Raw genomic sequence first — 15,002 nt, 5'->3', positions numbered from 1 at the left:
GTTCTCCGCCGAGGGCCCCTCCTGCTGGATGATTCTGGAGGTTTTCTCTTTGGGTGCCTCAGGGTATCCTGTGGGACGGTAATAATTCAATCCGTCCGGGAGGTAAAGATGCTTCAGGAAGAGAGCCCCTGGTATGTGCGATTTCGTCATGAGGAGCTGGATCTTGTCACCACCACCCGGAAGAACGGTAACATGCTCTATGGTGCGACCGGCAGCTGTCTCGATACAACCGCCGTTGCCGGAAACTATCGACGTCTGGGCGAGGCCTCGGGGATTGCCCTGGAGCGGATGGTCCGTGTGCTCCTGGAGCACGGTGACAAGATCCTTGAGGCAGATGGTTCCTCAGGTGGTGAGGGTGTCTTGCCGGATCGCCAGAATCTGAAGGGCTTCGACGGACTGATCACCGGGGAACGGGGGCTCTACCTCGGGATAACCACGGCCGATTGCTTTCCGGTTGTCATACAGGATCGTCGCAAGGGTCTTTTGGGGATCGTGCACTGCGGATGGAGGGGAATCGCGCTCCGTCTGGAGGCGCAACTGTTTCGGCGGATGGTCGCTCTGGGTTGCCGTCCTGAGAATATGCGGGTGATCTATGGTCCAGGTATTTGCCCCGATTGCTACGTTCAGAGCGATGCACTTCTGAAGAGGGTTTTTCAGGATGATCTGGAATGCCCCCGGGCGGTGATTCCCCGGGGCGGGGGATACTACGGGATCGATCTGCAGAGGGCTTCTCGGGAAAACCTGCGGAGGGCCGGTTTTCCCGGGGAAATTCTGGATGCCGGTATCTGCAACTCCTGTGATCCCCGGTTTTTTTCGGTTCGCCGGGAGGGCTCCGAGACGGGGCGAATGGTTACCCTGGCTGCTCTGTGGAACGGTGCCGATCCTGCTCCTGATCCCGGGGAAAGAGCGCTTCCACCTTGGGCTGAATGACCAGTCGGCAATATCCGGCTCGGGGATTGTTCCGGTAATAATCGTGGTGGTACTCCTCGGCCGGGAAAAATCGTTCCAGGGGCACCACCTGGGTCACCGCGGGCGGCCGGGAGGGGTTTTTCGCGTTCCACTGATCCCGGGATTTCTCTGCCTGGAGGCGTTGTTCCTCGCTGGTATAGAGAAGAATCGAGCGGTACTGGGTTCCCTGGTCCGCTCCCTGACGGTTGAGTGTGGTTGGATCATGGGCTCGCCAGAAGGTGCCCAGTAGTTCTTCATAGCTGATGATCCGGGGATCAAAGGTAATTCTTACCACCTCGGCGTGTCCTGTATCGCCCCGGCAGACTTCCTCGTAGGTGGGGTCAGGCCGGGTTCCTCCGGCGTAGCCCGGCTCCACCTGAAGCACTCCGGGGAGGCGCTGGAAAATCGCTTCAAGACACCAGAAACAACCGCCTCCCAGGGTCGCTGTATCGGTGCCGGTCTCGCTCAGGGGTGATCTGGTCATGGTTTCTGCCTCCAGGGGTCGCTGTTTTCTCTATGTCTCTATGTCTCTATGTTCGTGCGCCCCTCTGGTGGGGGGCTTGAGGTTGACCGTCGGGGTGTTCCCGGCGGCCTTTCCGATGTATAAAGTACTGCCCCAAGGGCTTGCCGTCGAGGGGACTTTCGATCTCTTTTCCCCTTCGATTGACAGCGGGAGGGTTTTTGATAATTCTGGGAGAAGATCTATGAACGTTATGCATATCACTCTTACCGGGGCGGTCCTCAACTGTCTTCTGGGCGGAGTAAAGATCGCCCTGGGCATCCTTGCAGGAAGCCGGGCTCTCGTGGCCGACGGATTTCATTCTTTGTCGGACCTTATTACCGACGGCGCTGTTCTCCTGGGGTTGCATGCGGCAAGCCGTCCTCCCGATGACAACCATGCTTTTGGCCATGGCCGGTACGAGACGGTAAGCGCTCTCTTTGTGGGTGTGCTTCTGGCGGGAGCGGGGGTAGGCATCGGCTGGGACGCTGTGCAGTCTGCCCTGGGGAGTCTGGCAGGAGATGCTCCGCCACCTCCCCGACTCTACGCTGCGGGAGCTGCTTTTGTCTCCATCCTGGTGAAGGAAGGGTTGTACCAGGTAACACGCCGGGCAGGGATTGCCTCAGGAAGTCCTGCGGTAGCAGCCAACGCCTGGCACCACCGGTCCGATGCGCTTTCGTCGCTGGCAGCCTTCGCGGGGATCGTTGCGGCAGCTCTGCTGGGTCCGTCCTGGAGAATTATGGATTCCCTGGCGGCAGCCCTGGTGGCGGTGCTGATTATCGGGGTGGGGATCAAGACCTCGGTGCTGGCAATCCGGGAGATGACTGACGTGGCCCTTCCCGGGGAGGAATGTCAGCGTATTCTTGAAGATGTGGCGGCTGTTCCCGGGGTGAGCGACCCTCATAATCTCAAGACCCGAAAGCTGGGGACCACCGTGGCTGTGGAGGTTCATTTCCGTGTGGACGGATCGATCACTGTCGATGCTGGCCATTTGATCGCTACGGCCGTGGAAGCCCGGATCAAGGATCGTTTTGGCGAGGATACCCGGGTGATCACCCACGTGGAGCCCTGGAAACCGCTCCCCTCGGGGTGATGAGGGGGCGGTAGGGGCCGGTTCAGACCGCCCGGTTCAGACGGGCCGGTTCAGACGGGCCGGTTCAGCCCCTTGGGTCAGGCCGGGGCTGTGCGGCTTCTGCTGATCATTCCCATAATCCGGTAGGTCAGTTCTGCCACGGCGTAGTCGGCGGCGTGAACCCCGGGAATGGGCGCCAGTTCCACCATATCGAAGGCCACCAGATCCCTCCGGGAGGTGATCCATTCCAGAAGGCCCAGGGTCTGATACCACCCCAGGCCGCCGGGGACGGGGGTGCCTGTGGCGGGGCAGAGCGAGGGGTCAAGACCATCCACATCCAGCGTCAGGTAGATCCGGTGCGGAAAGTTTTCCGGGAAGGCGAACTCCATGGCTCCCGACGGGACCAGGTCGGGGCCGTCGCACCAGGTCAGGGAGGGGCCCGCTGTCCGCCGCCGGTAGTCAGCCTCTTCGGTACAGAGGGCTCGAACTCCCAGCTGGATTACGGGGAGGTTCAGATCCTCATGAATCCGGCGCATCACCGAGGCGTGGCTCAGGGATGACCCCTCGTATTCCTGCCGAAGATCGGCGTGGGCGTCTATTTGAATAACTCCCAGTGGTGTGGATTCTCCTGTTTCTTCTCGCAACTTTTCTGCCATGGCCGCTACGGCCGGGGCGGTGATGGAGTGTTCTCCTCCCAGGAGCACCGAAACGGGTCGATTCCCGTGGGCGCGGGAGGCCTTTTCCAGGGCCTGCCCGATGCGGGGAAGCACCTCCCGGGGAGTGCCCCGGCAATCCACCTCGGGCCAGGTGTGGATTCCCTCGTCTCCGGGGCAACTGTGGCCGTCGTAGCGTTCCAGCTGGTCGCTTGCGGCGATAATTGCTTCGGGACCTACAGCGGTTCCGCCACCGTAGGAGACGGTCGCCTCGAAGGGGGCGGGGATGATGTGAAAGAGGGCTTGTTCCGGTGGTGTTTGGGGATACTCGCTTCCCAAAAAGGGCTTGATAATCGGGGGGTGATCAGTTGGCATGGTTGACTCCTTGGGTGGCCCGGCCGGGGTTAGCCCAGGCGGGCGCGAAAATCTTCATAACGGGGGAGGCGCACGACCTCCAGGGTCTGGTCCGCCGAATCCCAGAGAGCAATTGCCGGCAGGGGCATCCCGTTAAAGCTGGTGGTTTTTACCATGGTGTAATGGGACATATCGTCAAAGACGAGGCGGTCTCCTCTCTGGAGAGGGCTGGAAAAGCTGTAGTCGCCGATCACATCTCCCGCCAGGCAGGTTTGTCCGCCCAGACGGTAGCGGTATTCCCCTCCCTGGGTGCTCCCCCAAACCTCGGCCCGGTAGGGCATCTCCAGTGTGTCCGGCATATGGGCCGTGGCAGAGGTATCCATGATAGCCAGGGCTGTGTCGTTTTGAGGCAGATCCAGGACAGTGGACACCAGGATTCCCGTGTGGATTACCGCAGCTTCACCGGGTTCCAGCAGGACTTCGACTTCGTAGCGGCGACGGATCCTGGTGATGAGCTCCTTCAGGAGCGCTCTGTTGTAGTCGGGTTTTGTGATGTGGTGGCCACCTCCCATGTTCAGGGAGGTTATGGCCGGGTTTCGCAGGAGTTCGCCGAAGCGTTCCTCCAGGGCTTCCAGGGTTTCTTCCAGGGCTTCGGCCGAGTCTTCGCAGAGGGTGTGAAAATGAAGTTCCGAGATTCCTTCCAGGGGGTTGATCCCCTGCCGGGAGTGGCTTTGCCGCTGCCGTTCCAGCTCCCGGGCTGTTATTCCCAGGCGCGAGCCCGGGGCGCAGGGGTCGTAGATCGCCACTCTTCCCAGGGAACATTCGGGATTTACCCGAAGTCCGAAGGTGAGAGGCCGCGTTTCTGCAGCTCCGAGACACAGGTCTCGCCGGGCAACCCACTGGTCCAGGGAGTTGAAGATCAGGTGGTCCGAGGTTTCCAGAAGCTCCTTCAGGTCCTCGTCGCGGTAGGCCGGGTTGAAGGTGTGAACCGTGCAGGGCCTCAGAGAGCGCCCATCGGGAAGTTTCCCTGCTGGTGGTGATGCAAACTCGTGCCGGGCCAGACGTGCTTCGTAGATTCCGCTGGCGCAGGCTCCGTCCAGGTACTCCCGGAAGAGCGGGAAAACCTGGGGCAGGGCGAAGGCTTTCAGAGCCAGGAGGACCGAGGCGCCGCTCTGGTCGCCGATATCCCGCAGGACCTCCAGATTCCACCGCAGGGCGGCCCGGTCCACCACGTAGCAGGGCGATGGAACCGCTCCGGGATCGAACCCCTGAAAGTAGGGGCGCCCCTCCAGGGTGTAGGGGCGCGGGTCTGCCAGAGGGGAGGTTCTCTCCACAGGACTCACCGGGATTCTGGGGCCGGGTCGGCCTGGGGGATCGTCACCTGGGCAGGGTCCTGGAGGGTCCAGGGCAGACCATAGCGGTTCAGATCGTCCATGAATGGGTCGGGGTTGAAATCTTCCATATTCCACACGCCGGGTTTCATCCAGTGCCCCTGGAGCATCATTTTGGCGCCGATCATGGCGGGAACTCCCGTGGTGTAGCTGATGGCCTGGCTGCCCACCTCGAGGAATGCCTCTTGATGATCGCAGATGTTATAGAGGTATACGCTGTGGGGATTCCCCTGGCGTATTCCCTGAGCGATCACGCCGATGCAGGTTTTGCCTCGGGTATCCTCGCCCAGCGAGGAAGGTTCGGGCAGGACAGCCTTGAGAAATTGCAGCGGCACGATCTCCTGTCCCTGATATTTCACAGGGTCGATCCGGGTCATCCCCACGTTCTGCAGGACCCGCAGATGGGTAAGGTAGTTCTCGGAGAAACTCATCCAGAACTGGGCTTTTTTGAGAGTCGGGAAGTTCAGGGCAAGACTTTCCAGCTCCTCGTGGTACATTCGGTAGATTTGATACATTCCCACCCCTTCGGGGCAGGCAAACCGGGTGGAGCTGCTCATGGCCGGAGTCTCACGGAAAGCACCTTCTTCCCAGTGCCTGCAGGGTGCCGTAACCTCCCGGATATTGATCTCGGGGTTGAAGTTTGTGGCAAAGGCTTTGCCGTGGTCGCCGCCGTTTACATCCACGATATCCAGCGTCTGAAGCTCGTCCAGGGCGTGGCGGGCGATCCAGGCGGTGAAGACGTTGGTTACCCCCGGATCGAAGCCGCTTCCCAGGAGCGCCATGAGACCTGCCTCCTGAAAGCGCTGGCGGTATTCCCATTGCCAGGAATATTCAAAACGGGCTGTGTCGCGGGGCTCGTAGTTCGCTGTGTCCAGGTAGTGGACGCCCGTTTTCAGGCAGGCCTCCATGATGGTCAGGTCCTGATAGGGCAAGGCCACGTTAATTACCAGGTCCGGTTTCTCCTTCTCCAGCAGGCTGACCAGCTGGGGCACCTGATCGGCGTCGACCGTCGCAGTTTTCAGGGATCTCCCCTGGCGTCTGCGAACGTCTTCGGCGATCGCTTCGCATTTTGAAACGGTCCGGCTTGCCAGGGTGATTTCCTGGAAGACCTCCGGGACCTGGGCGCACTTGTGGGCTACCACCTGGCCTACACCGCCTGCACCGATAATTACTACTTTTGCCATCTCTTCCTTCCTTTCCCCGTTTCTGGTGGTTCCCGATCCTACCGCTCGTAGTACGTGTATCCCCGCATTCCCGTCTCATAGGCCTGAAGGAGGGTTCGCCGCTGCGCTACCGAAAGGCGGCCGTCCCGGACAGCCTGCTCCAGTTTCCTGCGGAAGTTTTCTACCAGATCTTTAGGTTGGTATTCCACATAGCTCAGTACATCGGCGATGGAGTCTCCCTCAATTTCCCGGACAAACTCGAAGCCTCCGTCGGAGTTGATCCGGACGCTCACCACGTGGGGATCTCCCAGGAGGTTATGCAGGTCCCCCAGGGTTTCCTGGTAGGCCCCAACCAGGAAGACTCCCAGGTAGTACTCCTCGTCGTCCCGGGGCTCGTGGAGGAGGATCGATTTCTGGATATCGTGGACGGCCCCAAAGGTGTCGATCTTGCCGTCGGAATCGCAGGTGATATCGGCCAGAATTGCCTTTCGGCGGGGCTGCTCGTTGAGTCGATGGATCGGCATAACCGGAAAAATCTGATCGATCGCCCACACATCGGGGAGACTCTGGAAGACCGAGAAGTTGCCGTAGTAGATATCGTAGAGCCCCTCCTGGAGTTCTTCCAGAGCACGGGGCGGACGCTTGACCTTCTTCAGAAGATCGGCGATCTGGTGGATGATATCCATGAAGAGGTTGTCCGCCAGGGCTCGCTGGCGGAGGGTAATCTTGCCGTACTCGAACTCTTCCCGGATTTCCTCGCGGTAGTAGATCGCGTCGTTATAGCACTCCTGAAGGTTTCGCACCGAGAGGGTGCGCCGCACCTCGTACATATTGCGGATGCTTTCGGGAGCGTCGTCGGGTTCGGTTTCCGGAAAGCGCCCCGGGGTGTATTGGGTGACGTCCAGAATGTTGAAGAGGAGAATTGAACAGTATGAAACGGTGGCCCGGCCGCTTTCGGTGATAACCGTGGGGTGGGCAACGCTCCGTTCGTCCAGGACGCTCATCAGGACCTCCACCACGTCGGCGGTGTACTCGTCGAGGCTGTAATTCTTGCTGTGGACGAAGTTGGTTTTGCTGCCATCGTAATCGACAGCCAGACCGCCTCCCAGGTCGAGGTACCCCATGGGAGCCCCTTCCCGGACCATATCGGCGTAATAGCGGGCGGTCTCCCGGACAGCGGTCCGGATATCCCGGATATTGGGAATCTGGCTTCCCAGGTGATAGTGGAGCAACTGTAGGCAATGCAGCATATCGTGCTTCTTCAGCAGGTCCATCACATCCACAACCTGGCTGGTGGTGAGGCCGAAGATAGAATTGTCGCCGCCGGAATCCTGCCAGTGGCCGCTTCCACGGCTGGAAAGCTTGATACGCACCCCGATGAGGGGTTCTATTCCCAGGGCGTTGCTCCGCTCCAGAATAATCGGCAGTTCCGTGGGGGTCTCGATCACAAAGAAGACCTTGTAGCCCATGCGGGTTGTCTGGAGCCCCAGGTCGATGAACTCCGGATCCTTGTAGCCGTTGCAGACAATGAGGCTCTTCGTGGACTGGATCATGGAGAGGGCGATCATGAGCTCGCCCTTGCTTCCCGCTTCCAGGCCGTGGTTGAAGCGGCTGCCGAAGCGGGTGATTTCCTCAATAATTTGGGCCTGCTGGTTTACCTTGATGGGAAAGACCCCCTGGTAGGAACCGGTGTAGCCCGAATCTTTCATGGCCTGGGAGAAGCTCTCGTTGAGGCGGGTTATCTGCTGATCCAGCAGGTTTTCTATCCTCAAAAGCAGGGGCATTCCCAGCCCCCGGGCTTCTGCGCCGCGGATGATATCGAGAAGGCTTGTCTCTGTCTGGCCCGTTTCAGAGGTGGTTCGGACCACTACCTCGCCGCTGGGGGAGAGATCAAAATAGTCTGCTCCCCATTCCTTGATCCCGTAGGTGTTTGCTGCATCGGCAATCGACCAGCGTTTGAGCATCTCCTGCATTATCCGGGAATCATACCAAAAAAAATCTCCCCTGTCTTCTCTAATTCTTTTTTGTGCAAACCTCCCCGTCACGGGAAAGCGGCAAAACCGGGCCTTCCCGGTGGGCTCCCTTGTCTTGAGGAGCAAGGCGCGGTACAACTAGGGACATGGAAGAGAACGGAACCCCCATCGCGGGGGCGGTTGCACAGGAACTGGGCCTTGATTCTGCTGCGGTGGCGGGAGCTCTGGCGTTGCTGGCCGAAGGAGCTACGATTCCCTTTATCGCTCGCTACCGCAAGGAACGGACCCGGGGGCTCGACGAGGTTCAGCTTCGGGCGCTGGCCGATTGCGCCCAGCGGCGAGAGGCCCTGGAGAAGCGCCGCGAGACCATCCTTGGGACGATCCGGGACCAGAAGAAACTCACCCCCGATCTGGAGAAGGCGATCAGGACAGCCGGTGAGCTGGCTGTCCTGGAGGATCTCTATCTGCCGTACCGTCCCCGCCGGACAACCCGGGCGGATCAGGCGCGTCAGGCAGGGCTTGAGCCCCTGGCCCGGGCTCTGCTGCACGACCGATCTGCCACGGCCCGGGATCTGGCCTCTTCCTTCCAGGGAAGCACCCTGGACAATCCCCAGGATCGCCTGGCCGGGGCGGAAGATCTCCTTGCCGAGGGATGTGCCGCAAATCCTGTCTTGAGAGGACGGCTGCGGGTTCTCTTTGCCCGTCAGGCCGCTGTGGAGAGTTGCCAGGCCAAAACGAAATCTTCGTCGAAGACCTCGGGCGGACAGGATGAACAGTACCGTGATTATTACTCCTGGCGTGAACCGGCTCGGGCCTGTCCGGCCCACCGGATTCTGGCGCTCTTTCGGGGCGAAACCGAAGGGGCCTTGCGGGTCACGGTGCGCCCTCCTGAAGATGCTGCTCTGCGGGAAGTGGAGCGGGCCTTAAGCGCCGAGGCCAGCGTCTCTTCGCGGGAACGACGAGAGCTTTTCCAGCGGGTCTCCCGGGACGCCTACCGAAGGCTCCTGGGACCGTCCCTGGAAAAGGAGGTCAGGAAAGCCCTGCGGGAACGGGCCGAGGAGGAATCAACCTCGGTCTTTGCAGCAAACCTTCAGGATATGCTTCTGGCTCCTCCCCTGGGACAGCGACCCGTTCTGGCGGTGGACCCGGGGTTTCGCACGGGGAGCAAGGTGGTCTCCCTCGATGGAACGGGAGCGGTTCTGGAATACGCCACGGTTTATCCCCTGCCACCCCAGGAGCGGGCCAGCGATGCTGCGGCAACCCTGCGAGGCCTTGCAAAACGCCATGGAGCTCAGGCAGTGGCGATCGGAAACGGTACGGGTGGACGGGAGATGGAGCACTTTCTTCGTTCTCTGGAGTTGCGAGACCCTGCGGGAGAGCTCCTGCCGCTGGTCCGGGTCAACGAGGCCGGGGCATCAGTGTACTCTGCCTCGCCCCAGGCCAGGCAGGAGATGCCCGATCTGGACGTAACGATCCGGGGTGCCGTCTCGATCGGCCGAAGGCTCCAGGATCCCCTCTCGGAACTGGTCAAGATCGATCCCGCTGCGGTGGGCGTGGGGCAATACCAGCACGATATCGACCCCGGTCGGCTGCAAGAGGCCCTGGGGCGAACCCTCGAGTCCTGCGTGAACGCCGTGGGGGTGGAGATCAACACCGCCGGCCCGGCCTTGCTGGCGCGGGTTTCCGGTCTTGGGCCAACCCTGGCACGGGCCATCGTCAGCTACAGGACGGAGACAGGGCCCTTCCCTGAACGGGCAAAAATCCAGAATGTCCCCGGGATTGGCCCCCGGACGTGGGAGCAGGCTGCGGGGTTTCTGCGCTGCCGCACCTCGGCTCACCCTCTGGACAGGACAGGAATTCACCCTGAGAGCTACCCCCTGGTTGAGCGGATGGCCCGGGAGAGAGGGTGTTCCCTTCGGGATTTTTGCGAGAACCCCTCCCTGCGTGAGGGGCTGGACCCCGAGGGTTACGCCCGGGAGGCGGGGGCCTTCACGATGGCCGATATCCTGGCGGAACTGGCTATGCCGGGCCGGGATCCGCGCGAAACCTTCGAGGCGGTCTCGTTTCGGGAGGATGTCCGGGAAATTGGTGACCTTTCGCCGGGAATGGCTCTTTCCGGGGTGGTGACCAACGTGACGCGCTTTGGGGCTTTTGTGGACATCGGTGTCCATCGGGACGGCCTTGTTCACCTGAGCCATCTGGCTGACCATTATGTGCGGGATCCCCGTGATGTGGTCCGGGTGGGGCAGGTTCTGGAAGTGGAGGTGCTCGCCGTGGATACGGAGCGGCAACGGATAGAACTGAAGCGAAGGTCCCCTGGCCAGGACCGGAAGGAACGGCAATGAGCGACCCAGCAGAACCTGCCCATACCACAGAACCCTCTCCGGGCAGTTTTGACGATCTTACCCCCCACGTGGTGACCATGGCGGTGGAGGCGTTTTTCCCCTTTTCTCTGGATGGAACGGTTGAACCCTACGCCAGTTACGTAAACCGGGTCTACGGACTCCGTTCTGACGATGGGGAGCCCCTGGTTGCGAAGTTCTACCGGCCCGGACGGTGGAGCCGGGAGGCGATCCTGGAGGAACACCGCTTTCTTGAGGATCTGGTCGGCCGGGAGGTGCCCGTGGTGGCTCCTCTTGCCGATGAGGAGGGGGACACTCTCTTTGAGGTGGAGCTTGATCCGGCCGGCCCCGAAGGCGATTCCGACGGCGAGCGTGCTGACTCCGACCGGGGAGCGGGTCCATCCTCCGGCGGAAAGGCTTTTCTCTTTGCGCTCTTTCCCAAACGGGGGGGGCGGAGCTTCGACGCCGAAAGCGATCAGGACTGGCTTCGTCTGGGTGCTATCGTGGGAAGGATGCATGCCGCAGCGCTCCGCGAGGAGGCGCTTCAGCGTGTTCGGGTGGATCCCCGAAGCTGGACCGGCGCCTACGTGGAAGAGCTGCTCCAGAGCGGTGTGGTTCACGGGGGATGCGCCGCCGAGTTCGAGGAGGTGGCCCGATCAGCGGTGGAGCAAATCCTCCCCCTCTTTGCAGGGATGCCCGAGCACCGTCTCCACGGAGACTGTCATCGGGGCAACATCCTGGATCGGCCCGGTGAAGGGCTCCTGCTGATCGATTTTGACGACATGATGATGGGGCCTGCCGTGCAGGACCTCTGGTTGCTCCTGCCCGATCACGTTCAGGAGGCCCGACGGGAGCTGGAGTTGCTTCTGGAGGGCTACGAACAGTTTCGTCCCTTCCCGCGGGAGCAGATCGAGCTGATCGAGCCCCTGCGGTTCATGCGAATGATTCACTTTCTTGCCTGGCGAGCCCGACAGCGCCAGGACTACTGGTTCCGGGAGCATTTTCCTCAATGGGGGAACGAGGCCTTCTGGATAAAGGAGATCGAGGACCTTCGCGAGCAAAGCCGCTATTTCTGATCTGCTCCGGGCCGGGTCGGTGGCCGGACATTCTTTCGCGAGAAGAACCGTTGCAGCCCCCCCGCCAGGGCAGGAGCGGTGGAATCGCCGGTGTGCCCCGGGGTTCCGGGGGCTGGCCTCTCGGGTTGTCTCAGGCTCTCCAGAAACTCCTGAAGGGCCGTTTCCTTCCGGCCTTCAAGATCGTAGAAGTAGTAAGCGGTCTGGCCCTGATCGTTTGGCACGGGCAGAACGGTGATCTCCGAAGCCCCTGCCTTGAGGGTGTGTATTTCCGGACTCCGCTCAAGGGCTGCCAGGGTGTGTGCGAAGGGTTCTCCGGGAAGGATTGCATCCACAGGTTTGTCGATGACCTCGGACAGGGCCTTTTCCAGTGACTCCAGAGCGGGAGGGGAGGCTCGATATACCCGTCCTGCGGGGTTTACCACAAGAAATTTTCGGGGGCTTCGGACAACGAGGACGCCCAGAAGAGCGCTCATGGCCGAGATCCGGGTTGTTTTTTGTGCGCTGAGCCGTTCTGTTTCATGAAGAAGCCCCAGGATGAGCGTTCCCACCTCTCCCAAGCGGTGCAACGCCCGTTTTGTCGATGAGGGGCCCCGGCGATTGAGTTCGGTTAAACGCACAAGAGCGGCATGAACGTTCACGGCGTCCCGCAGAACGAAGGCTGCCGTGAGCCCCACCAGAGCTGCCGCAAGAAAACCGGCGAGCAGGAGTCGCTCCGCCATGACCTTTATCCCCGCAGGATCTGTCTCCCCGGCGAGGGTCACCGCCCACCAGGCGGTAATCCCCAGCAGAAGTATTGTTGCCAGAGGAACCACAATAAGGGCCGCCACCATGCGGCGTCGCATAAGGAATGTCACAAGTGCCTTCCTTTCTTTCCCGACCCGGAGTTCCGCCGGGGTTTCCCGTCAGAGCTGTCGGAACCGGTCGATCGCATCGTTCCGTCCTACGATATGAATCACATCGGTCTCCTGAAGCGTTTCTGTGGGGGTCGGGAAGAGGACCTGCTCCTGCCGGAGCGGGTTTCCCGTCTCGTCCACCTCCTGGGTGATCCGCTTTATGGCGATGATATTGATCTCGTAATTCCGGCGGAGGCTCAGCTCTGCCAGGGCCACTCCCGTGATAGACTGAGGAGTGTAGAGCTCGGCCACGCTGATATCCCGGGAGATGGAGATTCGCTCCAGGACCTGGGGCGCCACCAGCCGGCTGGCCAGGCGTACCCCGGCATCCTCTTCCAGGTTCAGCACTTCATCGGCGCCAACCTGACGAAGCACCTGCTCGTGGACAGTGCTCACGGCACGGGCAATCACCCGGGGAAGGGCAAACTTTTTCAGCAGTGCCGTGGTAAGAATGCTCGCCTCCACGCTGTCTCCCATGGCCACCACCGCTTCATCCACATCCTCCAGAGGAAGCTGTGCCAGGGATTCTTCGTCAGTAGAGTTCAGGAGGAAGGCCTGCATCACCGTTTCCTTCACCCGCTCCACCAGTTCGGGCTGATTGTCCACGGCGATCACCTGGGCACCCCGGGAGGTCAGGGTCTCACAGATCTTCCTCCCAAATATGCCCAGGCCAAAGACCGCAAAGACTCGCTGGTTCGGTTTGTTTTTTTTTGCCATTCCCGTTTCTCCCGTTTCTCCTGGAGTATCATGTATTCCCTGACCATATTATTCCCGGACTATATCCCGGACCTTCAGAGAGGTCAGCCCACAGAAATTCCCGCTGTGGGGTAGGATATGGTTGTTTTTGTCTTTTCCCCGGATGAGGCGGCCAGGAGCGTCAGGGGGCCCACCCGGCCGACGAACATCAACACCGTGACGACGGCCTTCCCGAAGGCGGGCAGCCGGGAGGTCAACCCCGTGGTGAGTCCCACCGTGGCAAAGGCGCTGACCGATTCAAAGAGGTAGTCCGTGAGGGTCCCCGTCTCGGTGAGAGCCAGAAAAAAGGCCCCTGCCGTCACCGAGACAAGCCCGAAGACCAGAACCGAGAAGGCCGTGGAGATCTGCCAGGGCGTCAGGGCGTGGCCGAAAAGGACCGTCTGTTGCCGGTTTCGGCGTTTGCTCTCCAGAAACGCTGCGATCACCGCCACGTTGTTTACCTTGAGTCCTCCGGCAGTGCTGCCGGCGGCCCCGCCGATAAACATGGCGGTGATCATGAGCAGATAGGTGGCTGTGGCAAGACTTTCGAGAGAAATCGTGTTGAATCCCGCTGTCCTGAGGGTGACAGCCTGAAAAAAGGACGTCAGGTACTGAATCCCTATGCCCCCGGAGGCCATGGCGCGACCGTGTTCCAGGAGATAAAACCCCAGGAACGAACCCGTGAGAACCAGAGCGGTTACCAGAAGCACGGCCCGGGAATTGACCGTGAGAGAAATAAGCCGTTCCTGGCGATGGAAGAGAGAGATGGCTATCCTGCTTCTGATCACCTGGGCCAAATTGGTCAGCACGGCGAAGCTGATCCCTCCTGCGATAATAAGGGCAGCGATAACGCCGTTGATCCCGGGGTTTCCCTGGAACTGCTCCAGGGAGGTCGAGAAGAGGGCAAATCCGGCGTTGCAGAAGGCCGAGACGGCGTGAAAAAGAGCCAGCAGAATCTGGTGAGGGAGATTCTCTGCTACGGGGGCAAAAAGAAAAAAGAGCGCCGTTGCTCCGGCAAGCTCCACCCCAAAGGTAATCAGGACGATCCGTTTGAGAGATGATGCCAGATTGGACATGGGGGTTTCGCTTAGCATATACGAGAGGAGGACCTGCTTTTCGGCCGATATTGAGTGCCGCATGATGACCACCGTGAAGAGAGAGAGGATCATGATCCCCAGTCCTCCCACCTGGATCAGGAGCATGATGACGATCTGTCCCCAGACGGTATAGACCGTGGCGGTATCGACCACGATCAGTCCGGTGACGCAGACTGCGCTTGTGGCGGTGAAAACCGCGTCGATCAGGGGCAGGCCCCTCCCGTCAAGGGTTGCAACGGGCATCATCAGGAGCAAGGCCCCTACGAGGATAACGAAAAAAAAGCTTGCTGCCACGGTGCGGGCCGGATGCAATACCACAGCACTGACCACCGTCGAGAGCTTTCGGAGCCGATCCAGGAACCGGGAAAGAAGAAAGAGATTTCGGATGATCAGGATAATCTGGTAGCTCCCCGTGACGGTGGCTCCTCTCCAGGGAAGCCCTGTCAGGAAGAGCCGCTGCTCAAGGGCCAGGAAGAGCAGGAAGAGGAGCAACAGGGTGTGGGAGACCGGATGATGGCGGAAAAAGTTTCGTTTTACCGGAGCACGGTAAAGACCCAGGAAAAACTCCGCAGCTACCAGAATGACCATGGCCACATCGAGAGCGACCAGAAATGGGACAACCCCCGAGGGGACGATCCCTGCAGGAGTTATTCCCGCAGGCCGGACTGTCCCCTGGACCAGCAACAAGGAGACCGCTGCAACGCCCAGGGCTGTTCCGGTGAGAGCTGCGGGCCAGACGATACCAGACAGATAGCGCACCCGTTGATAGTAGGCGCTCCAGGCGCGGTCTGTCAAAGGCTTCTTCA

At 60.6% G+C, this 15,002-nt stretch carries 12 protein-coding genes; 4 read left to right on the top strand and 8 right to left on the bottom strand.

Annotated features, from left to right (window positions below; translation table 11 throughout):
- Positions 1-108 precede the first annotated feature (108 nt).
- Entirely contained in the window at positions 109-930 is an 822-nt protein-coding gene (locus BW950_RS12290; protein WP_076489602.1) for a purine nucleoside phosphorylase YfiH/LACC1 family protein, read from the top strand.
- On the opposite strand, the gene msrA is transcribed toward BW950_RS12290, so the two are convergent.
- The gene (gene msrA / locus BW950_RS12285) at positions 851-1,432 is read right to left on the bottom strand and encodes a peptide-methionine (S)-S-oxide reductase MsrA (RefSeq protein ID WP_076489601.1); all 582 of its coding nucleotides are present in this window, start codon (positions 1,430-1,432) and stop codon (positions 851-853) included. The genes BW950_RS12290 and msrA overlap by 80 nt on opposite strands.
- Before the next feature lie 220 nt (positions 1,433-1,652).
- On the opposite strand from msrA, the gene BW950_RS12280 reads away from it, so the two are divergent.
- Entirely contained in the window at positions 1,653-2,540 is an 888-nt protein-coding gene (locus BW950_RS12280; RefSeq protein WP_076489600.1) for a cation diffusion facilitator family transporter, read from the top strand.
- Between the two features lie 77 nt (positions 2,541-2,617).
- On the opposite strand, the gene BW950_RS12275 is transcribed toward BW950_RS12280, so the two are convergent.
- The 4 genes from BW950_RS12275 to speA are packed head-to-tail and all read right to left on the bottom strand — an operon-like array spanning position 2,618 to position 8,053.
- Positions 2,618-3,547, bottom strand: coding sequence for an agmatinase family protein (locus BW950_RS12275; RefSeq protein WP_076489599.1), 930 nt, complete (start codon positions 3,545-3,547; stop codon positions 2,618-2,620).
- 29 nt (positions 3,548-3,576) lie between these two features.
- Positions 3,577-4,860 carry a carboxynorspermidine decarboxylase gene (nspC, locus tag BW950_RS12270; protein ID WP_234969105.1) on the bottom strand — a complete coding sequence of 428 codons (1,284 nt, stop codon included), beginning with the start codon at positions 4,858-4,860 and terminating at the stop codon, positions 3,577-3,579.
- A 5-nt stretch (positions 4,861-4,865) separates the two neighbouring features.
- Positions 4,866-6,101 carry a saccharopine dehydrogenase family protein gene (locus BW950_RS12265; RefSeq protein ID WP_076489598.1) on the bottom strand — a complete coding sequence of 412 codons (1,236 nt, stop codon included), beginning with the start codon at positions 6,099-6,101 and terminating at the stop codon, positions 4,866-4,868.
- A 38-nt stretch (positions 6,102-6,139) separates the two neighbouring features.
- Positions 6,140-8,053 carry a biosynthetic arginine decarboxylase gene (speA, locus tag BW950_RS12260; protein ID WP_076489659.1) on the bottom strand — a complete coding sequence of 638 codons (1,914 nt, stop codon included), beginning with the start codon at positions 8,051-8,053 and terminating at the stop codon, positions 6,140-6,142.
- 146 nt (positions 8,054-8,199) lie between these two features.
- Here speA and BW950_RS12255 point away from each other — a divergent pair, with 146 nt between their 5' ends.
- Together BW950_RS12255 and BW950_RS12250 are read left to right on the top strand one after the other, a co-directional pair.
- On the top strand, positions 8,200-10,398 hold the full coding sequence (locus BW950_RS12255) for a Tex-like N-terminal domain-containing protein (RefSeq protein ID WP_076489597.1): 2,199 nt from the start codon (positions 8,200-8,202) through the stop codon (positions 10,396-10,398).
- A complete protein-coding gene (locus BW950_RS12250; protein ID WP_076489596.1) occupies positions 10,395-11,471 on the top strand; it encodes a serine/threonine protein kinase in 1,077 nt (358 codons plus the stop codon). The genes BW950_RS12255 and BW950_RS12250 overlap by 4 nt, the downstream gene beginning before the upstream one ends.
- Here BW950_RS12250 and BW950_RS12245 read toward each other — a convergent pair.
- From BW950_RS12245 to BW950_RS12235, 3 genes are all read right to left on the bottom strand, one after another.
- Positions 11,462-12,325, bottom strand: coding sequence for a hypothetical protein (locus BW950_RS12245; protein WP_143559236.1), 864 nt, complete (start codon positions 12,323-12,325; stop codon positions 11,462-11,464). The two genes, BW950_RS12250 and BW950_RS12245, sit on opposite strands and share 10 nt — an antisense overlap.
- Before the next feature lie 48 nt (positions 12,326-12,373).
- Positions 12,374-13,081 carry a potassium channel family protein gene (locus tag BW950_RS12240; protein ID WP_076489594.1) on the bottom strand — a complete coding sequence of 236 codons (708 nt, stop codon included), beginning with the start codon at positions 13,079-13,081 and terminating at the stop codon, positions 12,374-12,376.
- A gap of 83 nt (positions 13,082-13,164) precedes the next feature.
- Positions 13,165-14,991, bottom strand: a complete 1,827-nt coding sequence (locus BW950_RS12235) for a TrkH family potassium uptake protein (protein ID WP_143559235.1) — start codon at positions 14,989-14,991, stop codon at positions 13,165-13,167.
- Positions 14,992-15,002: the final 11 nt, after the last annotated feature.

The organism is Alkalispirochaeta americana (genome assembly GCF_900156105.1).
Lineage (GTDB): Bacteria > Spirochaetota > Spirochaetia > DSM-27196 > Alkalispirochaetaceae > Alkalispirochaeta > Alkalispirochaeta americana.
The sequence above is the reverse complement of the archived record's forward strand: the minus strand, read 5'-3'. Positions and strand labels throughout refer to the sequence as shown.